This window comes from Aliihoeflea sp. 40Bstr573 (assembly GCF_024105655.1).
Taxonomy (GTDB): Bacteria; Pseudomonadota; Alphaproteobacteria; order Rhizobiales; family Rhizobiaceae; genus Aliihoeflea.
Map to the genome: position 1 here is coordinate 113,024 of NZ_JAAAMH010000010.1, position 15,727 is coordinate 128,750.

The 15,727-nt window shown below is 65.3% G+C and carries 15 protein-coding genes, 1 other RNA gene and 1 pseudogene; 9 read left to right on the forward strand and 8 right to left on the reverse strand.

What is annotated here, in order from left to right:
• Positions 1-72 precede the first annotated feature (72 nt).
• Together GTK01_RS13910 and GTK01_RS13915 are read left to right on the forward strand one after the other, a co-directional pair.
• Positions 73-1,488 carry an FAD-binding oxidoreductase gene (locus tag GTK01_RS13910; protein WP_252926658.1) on the forward strand — a complete coding sequence of 472 codons (1,416 nt, stop codon included), beginning with the start codon at positions 73-75 and terminating at the stop codon, positions 1,486-1,488.
• Positions 1,489-1,574: 86 nt separating this feature from the next.
• The gene (locus GTK01_RS13915; RefSeq protein ID WP_252926668.1) at positions 1,575-5,405 is read left to right on the forward strand and encodes an AsmA family protein; all 3,831 of its coding nucleotides are present in this window, start codon (positions 1,575-1,577) and stop codon (positions 5,403-5,405) included.
• Here GTK01_RS13915 and GTK01_RS13920 read toward each other — a convergent pair.
• The 6 genes from GTK01_RS13920 to GTK01_RS13945 form a co-directional block, all read right to left on the reverse strand.
• Positions 5,399-5,644, reverse strand: a complete 246-nt coding sequence (locus tag GTK01_RS13920) for a ribbon-helix-helix domain-containing protein (protein ID WP_252926670.1) — start codon at positions 5,642-5,644, stop codon at positions 5,399-5,401. The two genes, GTK01_RS13915 and GTK01_RS13920, sit on opposite strands and share 7 nt — an antisense overlap.
• Positions 5,641-5,829, reverse strand: coding sequence for a DUF4169 family protein (locus tag GTK01_RS13925; protein WP_252926671.1), 189 nt, complete (start codon positions 5,827-5,829; stop codon positions 5,641-5,643). The genes GTK01_RS13920 and GTK01_RS13925 overlap by 4 nt, the downstream gene beginning before the upstream one ends.
• Before the next feature lie 2 nt (positions 5,830-5,831).
• The gene (locus tag GTK01_RS13930; protein ID WP_252926673.1) at positions 5,832-6,380 is read right to left on the reverse strand and encodes an SspB family protein; all 549 of its coding nucleotides are present in this window, start codon (positions 6,378-6,380) and stop codon (positions 5,832-5,834) included.
• Positions 6,381-6,806: 426 nt separating this feature from the next.
• Positions 6,807-7,177, reverse strand: a transfer-messenger RNA (tmRNA) gene (gene ssrA, locus GTK01_RS13935).
• 2 nt (positions 7,178-7,179) lie between these two features.
• On the reverse strand, positions 7,180-7,563 hold the full coding sequence (locus GTK01_RS13940; RefSeq protein WP_252926676.1) for a CrcB family protein: 384 nt from the start codon (positions 7,561-7,563) through the stop codon (positions 7,180-7,182).
• A complete protein-coding gene (locus tag GTK01_RS13945) occupies positions 7,560-7,931 on the reverse strand; it encodes a CrcB family protein (RefSeq protein WP_252926694.1) in 372 nt (123 codons plus the stop codon). The genes GTK01_RS13940 and GTK01_RS13945 overlap by 4 nt, the downstream gene beginning before the upstream one ends.
• A 100-nt stretch (positions 7,932-8,031) precedes the next feature.
• Here GTK01_RS13945 and GTK01_RS13950 point away from each other — a divergent pair, with 100 nt between their 5' ends.
• From GTK01_RS13950 to GTK01_RS13975, 6 genes are all read left to right on the forward strand, one after another.
• A complete protein-coding gene (locus tag GTK01_RS13950) occupies positions 8,032-8,343 on the forward strand; it encodes a DUF2853 family protein (protein ID WP_252926696.1) in 312 nt (103 codons plus the stop codon).
• 69 nt (positions 8,344-8,412) lie between these two features.
• Positions 8,413-9,207 (forward strand): thymidylate synthase, encoded by a 795-nt coding sequence (locus GTK01_RS13955; RefSeq protein ID WP_252926698.1) that lies wholly within the window; start codon positions 8,413-8,415, stop codon positions 9,205-9,207.
• Positions 9,207-9,737: a dihydrofolate reductase gene (locus tag GTK01_RS13960; protein ID WP_252926700.1), complete on the forward strand. Its 531-nt coding sequence runs from the start codon at positions 9,207-9,209 to the stop codon at positions 9,735-9,737. The genes GTK01_RS13955 and GTK01_RS13960 overlap by 1 nt, the downstream gene beginning before the upstream one ends.
• 122 nt (positions 9,738-9,859) lie before the next feature.
• The gene (gene hflK / locus GTK01_RS13965; protein ID WP_252926701.1) at positions 9,860-10,993 is read left to right on the forward strand and encodes an FtsH protease activity modulator HflK; all 1,134 of its coding nucleotides are present in this window, start codon (positions 9,860-9,862) and stop codon (positions 10,991-10,993) included.
• Entirely contained in the window at positions 10,993-11,970 is a 978-nt protein-coding gene (hflC, locus tag GTK01_RS13970; RefSeq protein ID WP_252926703.1) for a protease modulator HflC, read from the forward strand. Before hflK ends, hflC begins: the two co-directional genes overlap by 1 nt.
• A 238-nt stretch (positions 11,971-12,208) precedes the next feature.
• Positions 12,209-13,744 (forward strand): DegQ family serine endoprotease, encoded by a 1,536-nt coding sequence (locus tag GTK01_RS13975; RefSeq protein WP_252926704.1) that lies wholly within the window; start codon positions 12,209-12,211, stop codon positions 13,742-13,744.
• 54 nt (positions 13,745-13,798) lie between these two features.
• On the opposite strand, the gene serB is transcribed toward GTK01_RS13975, so the two are convergent.
• Complete coding sequence (gene serB, locus GTK01_RS13980) at positions 13,799-14,689, reverse strand: phosphoserine phosphatase SerB (RefSeq protein WP_252926711.1); 891 nt, start codon at positions 14,687-14,689, stop codon at positions 13,799-13,801.
• Between serB and miaA the strand changes: the two genes are divergently transcribed.
• A complete protein-coding gene (gene miaA / locus GTK01_RS13985) occupies positions 14,660-15,604 on the forward strand; it encodes a tRNA (adenosine(37)-N6)-dimethylallyltransferase MiaA (RefSeq protein WP_252926713.1) in 945 nt (314 codons plus the stop codon). The two genes, serB and miaA, sit on opposite strands and share 30 nt — an antisense overlap.
• A 2-nt stretch (positions 15,605-15,606) precedes the next feature.
• On the opposite strand, the pseudogene GTK01_RS13990 reads toward miaA, so the two are convergent.
• Positions 15,607-15,727: pseudogene (locus GTK01_RS13990) on the reverse strand (IS5/IS1182 family transposase); the annotation flags it as partial.

The following is a 15,727-nucleotide window of genomic DNA, read 5'->3' on the forward strand; positions in this document are numbered from 1 at the left end:
GTCGGCCGATAGCGATACAGAACGACTAGGCGGTGGTCCACCTGGGGATGGCCGGAGAGTGGAGGGACGGATATGGCACTTGCGGAACTCGTTGACATCGAACGCAATGAAACGGGCATTGCAGCCGTCCTCCAGGCGCTTGCCGAAGAGTTTGGCGACCGGTTCCAGACCGGCCGGGCGATCCGCGAACAGCACGCCCATTCGACCAGCTACATTCCCGCTCAACTTCCCGACGGCGTCGTCTTCGCCGAATCGGAGAGCGAGGTTCAGACCGTGGTGCGGCTTTGCGCGACGCATCGCGTCCCTGTCATCGCCTTCGGGACCGGCACTTCGCTCGAAGGTCATGTCAATGCGCCGGGCGGCGGCATCTCGCTCGATCTGTCGCGTATGAACCGCGTGACGGCGGTCAACGCCCAGGACCTCGATTGCACGGTCGAGCCCGGCGTCACGCGCGAGGCGCTCAACACGCATCTGCGCGATACCGGGCTGTTCTTTCCGATAGACCCGGGCGCCAATGCGAGCCTCGGCGGCATGGCGTCGACCCGGGCCTCGGGCACAAATGCCGTGCGCTACGGCACGATGCGCGACAACGTCATCTCGCTGCGCGCCGTCATGCCGGATGGCCGGATCGTCCAGACAGGGAGGCGGGCGCGCAAGTCCTCTGCCGGCTACGACCTGACCCGCCTGCTGATCGGCGCCGAAGGCACGCTCGGCATCATAACGTCCCTCACACTCAAGCTCTACGGCATCCCGCAAGCGATTTCGGGCGGCGTGTGCCAGTTCCCGAGCGTGGATGCGGCCTGCCAGACGGTGATCGCGACGATCCAGATGGGCATTCCGGTCGCACGCATCGAACTGATCAATGCGCTCGGCATGCGTTCGCTCAACCAGTACTCCAAGCTTTCCTACGAGGAGAGCCCGTGCCTCTTCCTCGAATTCCACGGTTCGGAGACCGGCGTGGCCGAGCAGGCCGAACTTTTCGGCGAGATCGCCGACGAATATGGTGGCGGGCCCTTCCAGTGGACCAATGTCGCCGAGGAGCGCGCCAAGCTGTGGAAGGCGCGCCACGATGCCTATTGGGCTGGCCTGACGCTGCGCCCGGGCGCAAAGGCGCTGACAACCGATGTCTGCGTGCCGATCTCGCGGCTCGCCGAATGCATCGGCGAAACGGAAGCCGATATCGCCGAGCACGGCTTGATCGCGCCGATCGTCGGGCATGTCGGAGACGGCAATTTCCACGTCCTGGTGCTGATCGATGCCGATGATCCAAAAGAGGTCGCCGACGCCGAAGCCTTCGTCGGCCGGCTCAACATGCGGGCCATCGCGATGGACGGCACCTGCACCGGCGAACACGGCGTCGGGCAAGGCAAGGCCGGCTATCTCGTCCACGAACTTGGACCCGGTCTCGACTACATGCGCGCGATCAAGAGCGCGCTCGATCCGGACAACATCATGAATCCGGGGAAAATCCTGCCGCGCGCGCAATAATGAACGAGCGATGGCGCTTTGACACTGTAACCACGCGGACAAGCGGCTAGACTCGGCCGAAACGCGTACATCTTAGCGGGAGCGGATTGCTGGCGCGCCTATTTGTCATCATCGGCGGATTGATCGTCCTGGCGCTGTCCATCGCGCTGGTCGGGCCGTTCTTCGTCGACTGGACGTCCTACCGTGCCGATTTCGAGCGCGAGGCGAGCCGCATCCTCGGCCGCGAGGTGACGGTCGAAGGCGAGGCAAGCGCGCGTTTCCTGCCGTTCCCCTCGGTCACCTTCGCCGACGTTTCCGTTGCCGGCGGGCCGGGCGGCGAGCCGGCGATGCGCGTTGACACCTTCTCGATGGACGCCGAGCTCGCACCCTTCCTGCGCGGCGAGATCCTGATCGTCGACATGCGCCTCGTCCGGCCGATCATGACGGTCGAACTCGACGAGGACGGGAGCCTCGACTGGATCGAGCGACCCGGCGGCGAGGCTGCCCGGGTGATCACCTTCGAGAACATTTCCGTCGAGGACGGCGAACTGCGCCTTTTCCATCGCAAGAGCGGGCGGCTGCATCGGGTGTCCAATCTCGATGCCAGGATCTCGGCCCAGACGCTTTCCGGGCCGTGGCGGCTCGACGGCACCGGCGCCATCGACGGCGTGCCGACATCGATCGGACTTTCGACCGGCACTTACGAAAACGACGCCATCCGCGTGAGGCTTCGGATGGCGCCTTTCGGCTCGCCATTCCACGTCGAAACCGATGGAAGCGCGCGGGTTCTGGACGGAAAAGCCATCTATTCGGGCCAGTTTCGCGCCGAACTCGCCTCGAATGCGCCGGAAAACGGGGCCGCTCCGGCTGTTTCAGCCCATCGTCTGACCGGAATGTTCGATCTCGACCACAACGCGCTCGATATTCCCGAGTTCACCTACCAGACCGGGCCGATCGAAAATCCCTACATCGCGAGCGGGCGGGGCGAACTCGATTTCGGTACCGAGCCGCGCTTTCACATCGAAGCCGACGGCGCGCAGATCCGGCTCGACGAGGGGGTCGAGCCGGGCATGGCGAGCCTCGACACGCGGCTTGCCGGCATCGAGCGCCTTCTGGCCGCCCTGCCAAGGCCCACGATTCCGGGAAATGTGGAAGTCAGCCTGCCCGCGCTGGTCGCGGGCGATACGACGATCCGGGACCTCAGCCTGGATGCCGAACCGTCGGAATCCGGCTGGAAGATCAATACCTTGCGAGCGCTTCTTCCGGGTCGCTCTACGATCGAGGCAAGTGGCGACCTTTCCGCTTCGGACGGGCTCGAATTCCGGGGCGAGCTTCTCGTGGCGGTCAACCAGCCTTCCGGCTTTGCAACCTGGCTTGCGCGCGATGTCGACGATGCCATCCGCCGCCTGCCGCCCGGCGGCTTCAGCGCGGATGTCGCGCTTTCGCGCGAGCGCCAGTCCTTTCGCGATCTCGAGCTTGCTCTCGGGGGGGCGGTGTTCCGCGGCGAGATCGACAGCGCGACGCCAACCGATATGCGCTCCTCGCTGCGCATCGCGCTCGACGGCGACCGGCTCGATCTGGCCGCCATGCGCGCCTTTGCCTCGCTCTTCGTCGACGACAGCGGCACTGCGCGGCTGGCGGACCGGGACGTCGACATCGACCTCAAGGCGGGGCCGGTCATGCTGGATGGGCTGGAAGCCGGCACACTCGATACCGCCGTTCGCCTGCGCGACGGGCAGGTCGAGGTGGACCGGCTGTCGATAAGCGATCTTGCAGGGGCAAATGTCAGCGCAACGGCTTCGCTTTATGGCCTCGGCGAAACGCCGACCGGCCATGTCGATGCCTCCATCATCGCGGTCGATCTCGCACCGCTCATCGATGCACTCGCCGCGCGGTTTCCCGACAACGCGGAACTGGCGAAGCTGTCGACCCGCGTCGCTGCCTATCCGGGTCTTTTCGACGATTCCGAACTCAACCTCGTCGCAAGCGCGGTCGACGGGGAGGGCGGGGCGGTCAGCGCCAATGGGCGCTTCGGCGGGACGGTTTTCCAGGCGACGCTGACGAGCCCGCGCACGGACCGCCCGATCGCCAACCTGCCGATCGATCTCAACCTTTCCCTGCGCAATGACGAGCCCGCCGCGCTATACGCGCTCGCCGGCCTGCCCGGACTGCCGCTGGGCTTCGTCGGGCCGGCGGATGTGATCGCGCGGGTTTCGGGCGAACTTGCGCGCGGGGCGGAAGCATCGCTCGGTCTTCGCGGTGACGGGCTCGACGCCTCTTTCGACGGAACGGTGCAGGTCAACGGCGTCGATCCGGTCGTCGACGGGACGGTCGTGCTCGACGCTGACGATCTGTCGGGCTGGCTGGCGACGGCCGGCGTCTCGCTGCCCGGCATGACAGCCGGCCTGCCGTTCGACCTGCGCGCCGGCATCGATCTGGAGGACGGCCTCGTCGTCCTCTCCGACCTTTCGGGAACTGCACTCGACCAGGCGTTGAGCGGCGACCTCAACCTGGAACTGCGCGACGGCCGGCCGCATTTTGCCGGCGCGCTAAACGTACCGCGCCTTGATCTTTCCTGGCTCGCTTCGCTCGTCGTCGGCGAGGCCGCGGTGGCGGACAGCACTGTTCCGTTTGCCGCGACCGCCAGCAACCTGTTCAGCGCGAACGTCGCGATGCGGGCCGGACGGGCGGAAATCGGGCCGGAGACGCTGGGCGACATGGCCGCCGAATTGCGCTTCGGACCCGAAGGCCTGCGGCTCAACGACCTGACAGGCCAGTTCGCGGGCGGCGATCTGCGGGGCTTCGCGGAACTTTCCAACCATGACGGCACTGCGCTCTTGCAGGGGCAACTCGCGCTTGAGGGCGGCTCGCTTTCAGATGCGCTGAACCAACCGGCGCTGACCGGCGCATTCGACCTGTCGGCCGTGGCAAGTTCGAGCGGGCGCACGCTGGACACGCTGATCAGCGCGCTGTCGGGAACCGTCAGCCTCGATGTGCCGCAACTCGCCATAAGGGGGCTCAATGGCAATGCCTTTTCGGCGCTCATCGCCGAGGCTGACCGGATCGGGCGCGACATCGACGAGGCGGCAACGCAAAGCTTCGCGCCCGCGATCATCGGGCAAGGCGTCTTCGAGGCGCGGCTCGGCGAGATCGCCCTGTCGATGGCCGGCGGGCAGTTGCGCGCCCCGCCGATCCGGCTCGAAGGTGCGGCGGCAGATATCAGCGCGGACCTGCGCGCCGACCTGGCGCGCGGCAGCGTCACGGTCGATGCGCTCGTCATCTGTGAGCCGGGCGAGGAGGAACTTGTCGGCTCGACGCCGGCGGTGCGCATTTTGGTCGACGGGCCGCCCAGCGATCCCGACATCCGGTTCGACACCCAGCCGCTAGCGCAGTTCCTGACGCAGCGTGCGCTGGAGATCGAGCAGGCGCGAGTCGAGGCAATGCAGGCGAGCCTGCTAGAAGCGCAGCGCCTGCGCCGCGAGAACCGCTATTACGCCGCGATGGAACAGGAGCGCCAGCAGCGCATCGCGGAGCAGCGGCGCGCGGAAGCCGAAGCGTTTTTGCGCGAGGAGGCCGCGCGAAGCGCTCGCGAAGCGGCCGAGGAAGAGCGGCGGCGAGCCGAGGAAGCCGAACGCGCTGCCGAAGAGGCAGCCCGGGCGGAGGAAGAAGAGGCTGCGCGTCGGCTCGAGGAGGCAGAGCGCGTCCGACGGGCGGCGGAGGAAGCAGCCCGCGAGCCGCCGCCGCCGCAGGCTGAAAGCGTCGATCCGTTCCGCCTCGACGTCGAGCGTTTCCTGCAGCAGGACGACGCGTTCGAGACGGAGCCCTCAGGCGACGCGCCGGCACAGACGCCCCCTCCCACGCCGCCGGCGGGGGCCGATATCTTCCGGCCGGAGAATCTGACGATCGACGGGCTTCTCGGAGGCGACGGACTCTACTGAACCGAGGCGTCGATCTGCGGCCCGGAGCGCGCTTTCAGATCCTCCAGGACGAAAAGGCGCAGCGCCGAGGAAAGGTTGGTGCGCCGGTCGCGCGTCGCGTCGATTTCGGCAATGAGCGCCGCCAACACCAAGTTTCGTTTCGCTGCGATGCGGGCGAGTTCATCGAAAAAGGCGTCTTCCAGCGAAATGCTCGTGCGATGACCGCGAATCGATACGGACCGCTTGACGACGCCGCTCATTCGTCCGTGTCGGAAGAAAGCCGATGGGCATCGAGATGGGCGTCGCGCGTCCTTTCCTCCGCTTCCTGCATGTTCCGCTCGACAAGCGTGCGGCCATGTTTGCGGCGGTTTGCTTCGGCGGAGGCAGCGTCGTCGTCCCGTTTGCGGCGCTTGCGTGCCAGCCGGAGATTGACGACCTCGCCCATCGTCACTTCTTGCGGAAAGAATCGAGGGAGACCACTTGCGCGCCGCCCTTGTCCGCGGATTTCTCGCCGGCCTCGTCGTCCTTGGCGGCGATTTCAACCTTTTCGGGCTTCTTGGCCGAGGCAGGCTTCTTGGTCGGCGCCGGGACGGGCTTGATCTCGGCCACGGGCTCGGCGGCCACCTCTGGTGCGTCTTCGGCGCGAACGTCGAACTCGAGTTCGAAATTGACCGACGGGTCATAGAAGCCGCGCACGGCGGAGAAGGGGATTTCGAGCTTTTCCGGCACGTCGGCGAAGGAGAGGCCGACTTCGAAGCCGGTGTCCGTCACCTTCAGGTCCCAGTACTGGAACTGGACGACGATGGTCATCTGGTCGGGATAGCGCTCGCGCAGACGGCTCGAAATGCGCACGCCCGGCGCGCGGGTCAGGAAGGTTATGAAGAAATGGTGGTTGCCGGGCAGGCCGGTCTTGGCAACTTCGGACAAGACCTTGCGCATGACGCCGCGCAGGGCTTCCTGCGCCAGAATGTCGTAGCGGATCAAGTCTTCGGCCATTGTTCGCCTGCGCGTCCTGAATCGTTTCGTCCATGGTGTAGTCAAGCTTCAAGCCGAGGTAAACCGGATTCAGGATTTCGGCGCGACAGAGGCGATTACCTCGCGGAGGAAGGCAGCGGCTCGCTCACGCCCGTGAGTTGCAGGCGCATGGTCTCGCATCCAAAATCGCACGCCGGGAGCACGCGTCGTCGTCGTCCCCACGCGGGGATTTGCTTATCGCATGCCGTGCCTCGATGATCAGCGGCCGGCTTCGGGCATGGCGGAAAGCGCTCGGCAGCGAGCGCCGCGATCAGCGCCGACCTGGCCGTTCCTGGACCGCCTGTGAAGACGAAAAGAGATTCAGAACAGTCATCTGACCCCGTTTCGTGACGAACTGAATCAAGTCGCGGGACGGCGCAAGCGTCGCAATATCCAGAAGAAGGGAGAAGTGGAGGTTTCTGTTGCCAGGTACCTCCGAACCCCGCCTAAAGGTGCGAACCCATAGGGCTTGATTTGAAGCTATCGCACCGCATTAAGCGGCGAGACGTGCTTCCGCATAGTTGTCGTTTGCAACTACTAGTTTAGCCCGATAACGGTGGTACAATGCCGGGTACAGCGTACTGTCTTTCAACGTCCGTCGATCCCATTTCACCCCCATCAGCAGCCCGTCCGACACTGACGTCGCGCGGGCGGGTTCCTGGTGGAGGTGGCGGTTTCGAAACCGCGTCCGGTCCATCTATTGCACAGTCGGTTTAGCACCATAGCCGCCTTGCGACGGCAAATGAGAAATAGGGTGAAGCGGGGCGATTTGCAAGGCGGCTCATCGCCCGCGCGGCGCACCGATACGCCAGCCGCATGAGGCCCCGCCGAGCCAGAGAATGAGCGATGTGGCGACATAGATCGCTGCCAACGCGGGACGGCCCTCCTGGATGAGGACAAGTGTTTCCAGGCTGAACACCGAAAAGGTCGTGAAGCCGCCGCAAAGGCCGGCGAGCCAGAAGGCACTCGCGGTCTCACCGAGCGCGCCTTCCGCCTCGCGCCGGGCAAGAAGCGCGATGAGAAACGAGCCGGCGACGTTCGCGGCGAGCGTCCCAACCGGAAAATGCGCACCGAGCATCGCCAGCGCGGCGGCCGCGATGAGGTAGCGCGCGAGCGAGCCGAGCGCGGCGCCGAGAGCGACGGCGGCGAGGAGGCGAGCGTTCATGAAGCGAGCCGGAAGCCGAGCGCGGCGGCTGCAACGGCGAAAAGGATGGAAAGTGCGACGTTTGCGGCTGCGCGGCCTGGCCTGCCGGCCTGGACCAGGGACAAGGTCTGCAGCGAAAAGGACGAGACGGTCGTGTAGCTGCCGAGGAAGCCGATCACGGCAAGCTGCCAGATCCGCAAATCCGGCGAGGGGGAGAAATGTCCTGCAGCCAGGCCGATCAGGAACGCGCCGGTCAGGTTGACCACGAGCGTGCCCCACGGAAAGTTTGGGCCGAGCCTGCGCGCGACAAAGCCAGTGATGGTGAGGCGGGCGACGCCGCCTGCCGCTCCGCCCGCCGCCACAAGCGCCAGAGCCATCGTATCGACCATGCTTCCAATCCTTCCCCAGCCTCCCTTTGGGTTAGCTTGACAGCCGCCCTTTGTGAAGCCAACCAAGGACGCCGGGGGGCGCAGGTGAGGAGAGGGCTCGATGGAAGACCATCTTGCCGACGTGCGCCGCTACGATCCGACGGCCAAGGCCGAGGCGATCGAGCGGATCGTCAAGCATCTGGGCGTCGCGCTCAAAAATCCGCAGTCGCTCCACATCAAGGCGCTCGACGCCAAGCAGGCGGCCAAGCTGCGCGAGAAGTGGTGCGGCAAGAAACTTGGCTGCTGCGACCGCGAGCGGGCCGACCTCGCCATCGAGATGGCCGAGCTGGCCATGAGCGCGGACGCCGATCGCAAGCGCGTGACGTTCTACTATCTCGTCGCCAAGCAACTCGGGCGGCTCGATGCGTTGTGAACAAGAGAGGAAGGGTGGTGGGCGCTCGCGGCGCATTGCGATAGGGTGAGGCGTTCAAGGCGGTGACCGATGCGGCAATATCTCGACCTTCTCCAGCATGTCCTCGACCACGGCGTCGACCGGGGCGATCGCACCGGTACCGGCACGCGCGGCGTTTTCGGCTACCAGATGCGGTTCAACCTCGAAGAGGGGTTTCCGGTCCTCACGACGAAGAAGCTGCACCTGAAGTCGATCATCCACGAACTGCTTTGGTTCGTCGCCGGCGACACCAATGTGCGCACTCTCAACGAGAATGGCGTGACGATCTGGGATGAATGGGCCGACGAGAATGGCGAGCTCGGCCCGGTCTACGGCAAGCAGTGGCGTTCGTGGCCGAAGCCGGATGGCGGGTCGATCGACCAGCTCGAGAACCTCATTTCCGAAATCAGAACCAACCCGAATTCGCGCCGGCTGATCGTTTCGGCCTGGAACCCGGCCGAGGTCGACCAGATGGCGCTGCCGCCCTGCCATTGCCTGTTCCAGTTCCACGTCGCGAACGGTCGGCTGTCATGCCAGCTCTACCAGCGTTCGGCCGACATCTTCCTCGGCGTGCCATTCAACATCGCTTCCTATGCGCTGTTGACGATGATGATTGCGCAGGTGACGGGGCTGAAGGCGGGCGATTTTGTTCACACGCTGGGCGACGCGCATCTTTATTCAAACCATTTCGATCAAGCGCGCGCGCAGCTTGAGCGCAAGCCGCACGCTCTGCCGGTGATGAAGCTCAATCCGGCAGTGCGCAGCCTCTACGATTTCCGGTTCGAGGATTTCACGCTCGAAGGCTATGTCGCCGAGCCGTCCATCAAGGCGCCGATCGCGGTTTGATGGCTGAGGCTGCGCATATCCCTGTCAGTCTCGTCGTCGCCATCGCCGCAAACGGCGTCATCGGGCGCGACGGCGACCTGCCGTGGCGGCTGTCGACCGATCTGAAGCGCTTCAAGGCGCTGACGCTCGGCAAGCCGATCGTGATGGGGCGCAAGACCTGGGAGAGCTTTCCCAAACGCCCGCTGCCGGGGCGGACCAACATCGTCATCACGCGCAGGGACGATTTTTCCGACGACGGCGCCGTCGTCGCGCACTCGCTGGACGAGGCTCTGGCGATCGCGGGCGGTGAGGCGCCCGCTGAAATCTGCGTGATCGGCGGCGGCGAGATTTTCGACCAGGCCATGGATCAGGCAGACATTCTCCACGTCACCCATGTGCTGGCCGAAGTCGAGGGCGATACGTTCTTTCCCAGCATCAGCGCGGATCTGTGGGTCCAGACGCACTGTGAGCAGGTGCCCGCCGGTGAGCGCGACAGCCACGCGACCGAATATGCCGTCTATTCACGAAATAGCGCGACCATCGGCCGCTGACGCACGTTCGCAGGCCGGTTTGCGTTGAAACGGCCACATTGCACCCTTATAACGCATTGTAGCGTTGATTAGCGTCGGGGGTTCCGCCGCAACGTTGACAATTCCGGAACAAGAGGAAGTTCATGCCCTGGAACAATCAAAGTGGCGGCGGCGGCGGCCCATGGGGAGGCGGCGGCAATAACGGCGGCAGCGGCGGACCCTGGGGGCAGGGACCGCGCGGACCAAGCGGCCCGCAGGGCACGCCGCCCGATCTCGAAGACATCATCCGCCGCGGGCAGGACCGCCTGAAGCAGGCTCTGCCCGGCGGCGGCGGCTCGAACATGGCGCTGTTCGGCTTTGGAGCCATCGCGCTGGTGGCGATCTGGCTCTTCCAGTCTATCTACACCGTCCAGCCGGACGAATTGGCGGTCGAGTTGCGCTTCGGCAAGCCGAAGGACGAGATTTCCGAGCCTGGCCTGCATTTCCACTGGTGGCCGGTCGAGTCCGTCGAGACCGCGAACGTCGCCGAGAAGTTGATCCAGATCGGCGAGCCGCGCAGCGGCACCTCCACGGGGCTGATGCTTTCGGGCGACCAGAACATCGTCGACGTGAAATTCTCTGTCGCCTATCAGGTCTCCGACCCCCAGGCTTACATGTTCAACGTCGCCAATCCCGACGAAATGCTGCGCCAGGTTGCTGAAAGCGCGATGCGCGAAGTGGTCGGCCGACGTCCTGCGCAGGACATCTTCCGCGACAACCGCCAGGGCATCGCCGAAGAAGTACGGGAGATCATGGACACCTCCGTGACCGACTATGGCGCCGGGCTCGTCATCAACGCGATCTCGATCGAGGATGCGGCGCCTCCGCGCGAAGTCGCCGACGCATTCGAGGAGGTGCAGCGCGCCGAGCAGGACGAAGACCGCTTCGTCGAAGAATCGAACCAGTATTCGAACCAGCAGCTTGGCGCTGCGCGAGGCGAGGCCGCCCAGATCCGCGAAGAGGCGGCCGCCTATCAGAACCGCGTCGTGCAGGAAGCGCGAGGCGAGGCCCAGCGCTTCGTCTCGGTCTATGACGAATACGCCAAGGCGCCCGACGTGACGCGACAGCGCCTGTTCCTCGAGACCATGGAAAATGTGCTGCGAGGCTCCAACAAGGTGATCGTCGAGCAGGGCACCAATGGCGGGCAGGGCGTCGTGCCTTACCTGCCGTTGCCTGAACTCGACGCGCGGCGAAATGCGCCGACCGCCTCAACGCAGAACCAGGGAGGGACCAACTGATGGCCAGCCGTCTTCCAGTCATCGCCATCGTCATCCTGGCGCTCCTGATCCTCGCCTATTCTTCCTTCTTCGTGGTCAACGAACGCCAGCAGGCGATCGTGCTGCGCTTCGGCGAGATCGTCGACGTGAAGAGCGAGCCGGGCCTCTACTTTAAGCTGCCCTTCGGCTTTGCCGAGGCCGACAACGTTCAGATGATCGAGGATCGCGTCATGCGCTTCGATCTCGACGACATCCGCGTGCAGGTCTCGGGCGGCCGATTCTACGAGGTCGACGCTTTCATCGCGTACCGAATCGCCGATCCGCGGCGCTTCCGCCAGGCGGTTTCGGGCAGCGTGCCGCTGGCCGAACAGCGCCTGCGTACCCGCCTCGACGCCTCGCTGCGCCGGGTCTACGGTCTGCGCGGCTTTGAAGCGGCTCTTTCCGAAGAGCGGTCCTCGATGATGCGCGAGGTTCGCGACCAGCTGCGCCCCGATGCGACGTCGCTCGGCCTCGAGATCACCGACGTGCGCATTCGCCGGACCGACCTGACGCAGGAGGTTTCGCAGCAGACCTTCGAGCGAATGAAGGCCGAGCGTCTTGCCGAAGCCGAGCGCCTGCGGGCCCGCGGTCGCGAAGCGGCGCAGCGCATCCGCGCCCGCGCCGACCGCGAGGTGGTCGAGATCGTCGCCGATGCCCGCCGGGAATCGGAAATCCTGCGAGGCCAGGGCGAGGCGGAGCGCAACGCGATCTTCGCCGAGGCCTTCACGCGCGATCCGGAATTCTTCGAATTCTACCGGTCGATGGCGGCCTACACGCAGGCGCTTAACGGGGATGCGACGACGATGGTGCTGTCACCGGATTCGGAGTTCTTCCGCTTCTTCGGCAATCCGGGGGGACGTGTTCAGGCGCAGGAGCCAGGACAGCCCGCCCAGCCGGCGCCAGCCGCACCGGCGGCGGCGGCGGACACCGACATCACGACCGGCGCGACGCAGCCCTGACGCATTCTGCGAATAGCTGAACGAAAGCCCCCGGACCGAATGGCCGGGGGTTTTTTTTCGTCAACGCGGCTTTCACAAATCGCTGTGCAGGCTGCGGACGGCTTGCGTCCCGCCCGCGTCGTTGCGATTGTGGCCTTAACGTCGTCGCGGGCGCGGGCATTCATGCCCGGAGCCGCAAACACGCCGCAATCAAGCGGATCAATGCGCCGCAGAACGCGCCCTTGGGAGAATGTGCCTGATGAAGACCCCAACCTCGATCCGCCAGAAGCTGACTGTCGGCCTGTCGGTGGCTGCAATCGGCCTGTCGGGCGTTGCCACCCCGACGCTGCAGGCCTTTGCGCAAGCGCAGCCCGCTCCTGGCAGCGCGCAGCCGCGTCAGCACGGTCCGGCCTCGGTCGCCGACCTTGCCGAAGGTCTGCTCGGCGCCGTCGTCAATATCTCGACCTCGCAGAACGCATCTGGCGGCAACCAGACCCAGCGCAACGTGCCTGTGCCGCAATTGCCCGAGGGCTCGCCTTTCCAGGAATTCTTCGACGAGTTCTTCAGCCAGCAGCCAGGCGGGCCGTCGGTACGTCCCATGCAATCGCTCGGCTCGGGCTTCGTCATTGATGCCAAGGAAGGCATCGTGATCACCAATAACCACGTCATTGCCGACGCGGACGAGATCGAGGTCAATTTCTCCGATGGCGGCACGCTCGAAGCCGAGCTGATCGGAGCGGATCCGGAGACCGACCTTGCCGTACTCAAGGTCGATCCGAGCCTGCGCGAGCTGACGGCGGTCGAGTTCGGCGACTCGCAGGAAGCGCGCATCGGCGACTGGGTCATGGCGATCGGCAATCCATTCGGCCTCGGCGGCTCGGTGACGGTCGGCATCGTGTCGGCCCGCGGACGTGACATCAATGCCGGGCGCTATGACGACTTCATCCAGACCGACGCCGCGATCAACCGCGGCAATTCGGGCGGCCCGCTCTTCGACATGTATGGCAAGGTCATCGGCATCAACACCGCGATCATCTCGCCGTCCGGTGGATCGATCGGCATCGGTTTCGCCATTCCCTCGCAACTTGCCGTGAACGTAATCGACCAGTTGCGCGAATTCGGCGAGACGCGCCGCGGCTGGCTCGGCGTGCGCATCCAGCCGGTCACCGACGACATCGCCGAGAGCCTCGGCATGGAGCGCGCCACGGGCGCGCTCGTCGCGGGCGTGATCGAAGGCGGGCCGGTCGACGACGGGTCGATCCTTCCTGGCGACGTGATCCTGTCCTTCGACGGCAAGCCGGTGCGCCAGATGCGCGACCTGCCGCGCGTCGTTGCTGAAAGCCCGGTCGGCAAGGAAGTCGACGTGGTGATCGTGCGGCGCGGCGAGGAGCAGACCGTGCGCGTCACTCTGGGCCGCCTTGAGGATGGCGAACGCCAGGCCGAGGCCGGTGTGGAGATGGAAGACGACGAGGCGACGCCCGACGCGGCGGTCGAGACGGCCGAAGTTCTGGGCATGACGCTTGCCACGCTCGATGAGGAAACGCGCGCAAGCTTCGGCATCGCCGAGGATATTTCCGGCGTCGTCGTGATGGAGGTCGAGGAAGGATCGCAAGCCGCCGAGCGCAACATCACGGCCGGCGAAGTCATCACCGAAATCGCGCAAGAGGCTGTTTCGACGCCTGCCGACGTTCAGGAGCGTATCGCCGCGCTTGAAACGCAGGGCCGCCGCAACGCCCTCTTGATGCTCGCTTCGCCGACCGGCGAATTGCGCTTCGTGACGCTCAGGATGGACTGACGCGGATTGCACCGCGACGATCAGGGGCGGCGCCAGCCGCCCCGTTTTTGTCTGTCAGGCGACGAAATCCGATCCGCGATAGCCCTGCAGGTAGAGAAGGGCCGTCAGGTCGCCATGATCGATGCGAACCCCCGCCTGCGCGGCCACAGCCGGCTTGGCATGGAGCGCGACGCCCATGCCCGCGATGCGAATCATGTCGAGATCGTTGGCACCGTCACCGACCGCCAGCACGTCCTGCGGCGTGACGCCGGCCCGGGCGGCAAGTTCGAGGAGCGAGGCGGCCTTCGCCTCCTTGCCGAGGATCGGCTCGGCCACATTGCCGGTGAGCTTGCCGTTCTCGACCAAGAGCCGGTTGGCGCGGTGCTCGGCAAAGCCGAGCTTGGCCGCGACCTTTTCCGTAAAGCTCTCGAAACCCCCAGAGACGAGCGCGGTCGCCGCCCCGCTGGCGTTCATGGTCGCGACCAGCGTCTTGCCCCCGGAGGCGAGCGTTATCCGTTCGGCGATGACGTTGTCGATCACGGCCACGTCGAGGTCGCGCAGCAGCGCGACGCGCTCGCGAAGAGCCGGCTCGAAGGCAATCTCTCCGTTCATGGCTCGAGAAGTGATCGCGGCGACATAGTCCTTGATGCCGACCATGTCGGCCAGTTCGTCGATGCATTCCTGATCGATCATGGTGGAATCCATGTCGGCGATCAGAATGCGCTTGCGCCTGTTCTGCGGCTGCAGGACGGCAACGTCGACCGGTTTGCCGGAGACCGTTTCGCGCAACAGCACAAGGGCGTCGTCCGGCTGGAGATCGGCGTCGATGGCGAACTCGCAGGCGATGGCATCATCCAGCCAAGTGACGGGCGCGCTTGCGCTGACCGCCTTTGCCGCCCTATTCGCTAGATCGACGGTCACGGCCCTTTCGGCCGGATGCGAGATCAGGACGGCAATGAGCGACATGGCGGACTTTCTGAAAGGGAACCGGGCGTGCTGAAGGATGCGGTCCTGATAGCGGGGCCAACCGCGAGCGGCAAGTCGCAGCGGGCGATGGACATCGCCGAAGCGGCCGGCGGGATCATCGTCAATGCCGATTCCATGCAGGTCTACGACGTTCTGCGCGTCATCACGGCGCGTCCTTCGGTGAAAGATGAGGCGCGCGTTCGCCATCGTCTTTTCGGCCATGTCAGCCCTGCCATCGCCTATTCCGTTGCGCAGTGGCTGGCCGATGTGGCGGCATTGCTTGGATCGCCTGAGGCCGCGGGAAGGAAGACGGTGTTCGTCGGCGGCACCGGCCTCTACTTCCGCGCGCTGACCGAGGGCCTGTCCCACATGCCCGAGATTCCAGCCGATATCCGCATGAAATGGCGGCAGGCGCTTCTCGAGGACGGCGCAGAGGCTTTGCACCGCCAGCTTGAGGCGCGCGATGCCCGTGCGGCCGAAAGGCTGCGCCCAAACGACGGGCAGCGGATCGTGCGTGCGCTCGAAGTCGTGGAGGCCTCCGGCCGCTCGATCCTCGACTGGCAGGGCGACCGGTCTGTTCCACTCATCGATGCGCGGTCCGCAACCAGGATCGTTCTGACCCCCGAGCGCGAATTCCTGCGGCGGAACATCGACCGGCGCTTCGACCAGATGGTCGATGCCGGCGCGCTGGGTGAGGTTCGCACGGTTCTCGCCCTTGATCTTCCGCCGACACTGCCCGCAATGAAGGCGATCGGCGTGCCGGAACTTGCCGATCATCTGCATGGCAAGGTGTCGCTGGACGAGGCGATCACGCGCGCCAAGGCCGCCACGCGCCAGTATGCCAAACGGCAGGACACATGGTTTCGCAACCAGCTCGGGCCGGAGTGGCAACGGGTGCCTTTAGCTGTGGACTAGGGTCAGGACTCATTGATCCAGAAGATGAAGACTGCCGCGAAAGCGATTGCTGACAAGAAGGTGTGAGCGCATCGTTCGTACCTTGTGTGGATGCGCCGCCAGTCCTTAAGGCGAGCGAACATA

Excerpts from the sequence above, each read along its gene's own strand:
- GTK01_RS13910 (WP_252926658.1), top strand. The coding sequence starts at position 73 with ATGGCACTTGCGGAACTCGTTGACATCGAACGCAATGAAACGGGCATT.
- GTK01_RS13920 (WP_252926670.1), bottom strand. The coding sequence starts at position 5,644 with ATGAGCGGCGTCGTCAAGCGGTCCGTATCGATTCGCGGTCATCGCACG.
- GTK01_RS13925 (WP_252926671.1), bottom strand. The coding sequence starts at position 5,829 with ATGGGCGAGGTCGTCAATCTCCGGCTGGCACGCAAGCGCCGCAAACGG.
- GTK01_RS13930 (WP_252926673.1), bottom strand. The coding sequence starts at position 6,380 with ATGGCCGAAGACTTGATCCGCTACGACATTCTGGCGCAGGAAGCCCTG.
- GTK01_RS13940 (WP_252926676.1), bottom strand. The coding sequence starts at position 7,563 with ATGAACGCTCGCCTCCTCGCCGCCGTCGCTCTCGGCGCCGCGCTCGGC.
- GTK01_RS13945 (WP_252926694.1), bottom strand. The coding sequence starts at position 7,931 with ATGGTCGATACGATGGCTCTGGCGCTTGTGGCGGCGGGCGGAGCGGCA.
- GTK01_RS13950 (WP_252926696.1), top strand. The coding sequence starts at position 8,032 with ATGGAAGACCATCTTGCCGACGTGCGCCGCTACGATCCGACGGCCAAG.
- GTK01_RS13955 (WP_252926698.1), top strand. The coding sequence starts at position 8,413 with ATGCGGCAATATCTCGACCTTCTCCAGCATGTCCTCGACCACGGCGTC.
- GTK01_RS13960 (WP_252926700.1), top strand. The coding sequence starts at position 9,207 with ATGGCTGAGGCTGCGCATATCCCTGTCAGTCTCGTCGTCGCCATCGCC.
- hflK (WP_252926701.1), top strand. The coding sequence starts at position 9,860 with ATGCCCTGGAACAATCAAAGTGGCGGCGGCGGCGGCCCATGGGGAGGC.
- hflC (WP_252926703.1), top strand. The coding sequence starts at position 10,993 with ATGGCCAGCCGTCTTCCAGTCATCGCCATCGTCATCCTGGCGCTCCTG.
- GTK01_RS13975 (WP_252926704.1), top strand. The coding sequence starts at position 12,209 with ATGAAGACCCCAACCTCGATCCGCCAGAAGCTGACTGTCGGCCTGTCG.
- miaA (WP_252926713.1), top strand. The coding sequence starts at position 14,660 with ATGCGAGATCAGGACGGCAATGAGCGACATGGCGGACTTTCTGAAAGG.
- serB (WP_252926711.1), bottom strand. The coding sequence starts at position 14,689 with ATGTCGCTCATTGCCGTCCTGATCTCGCATCCGGCCGAAAGGGCCGTG.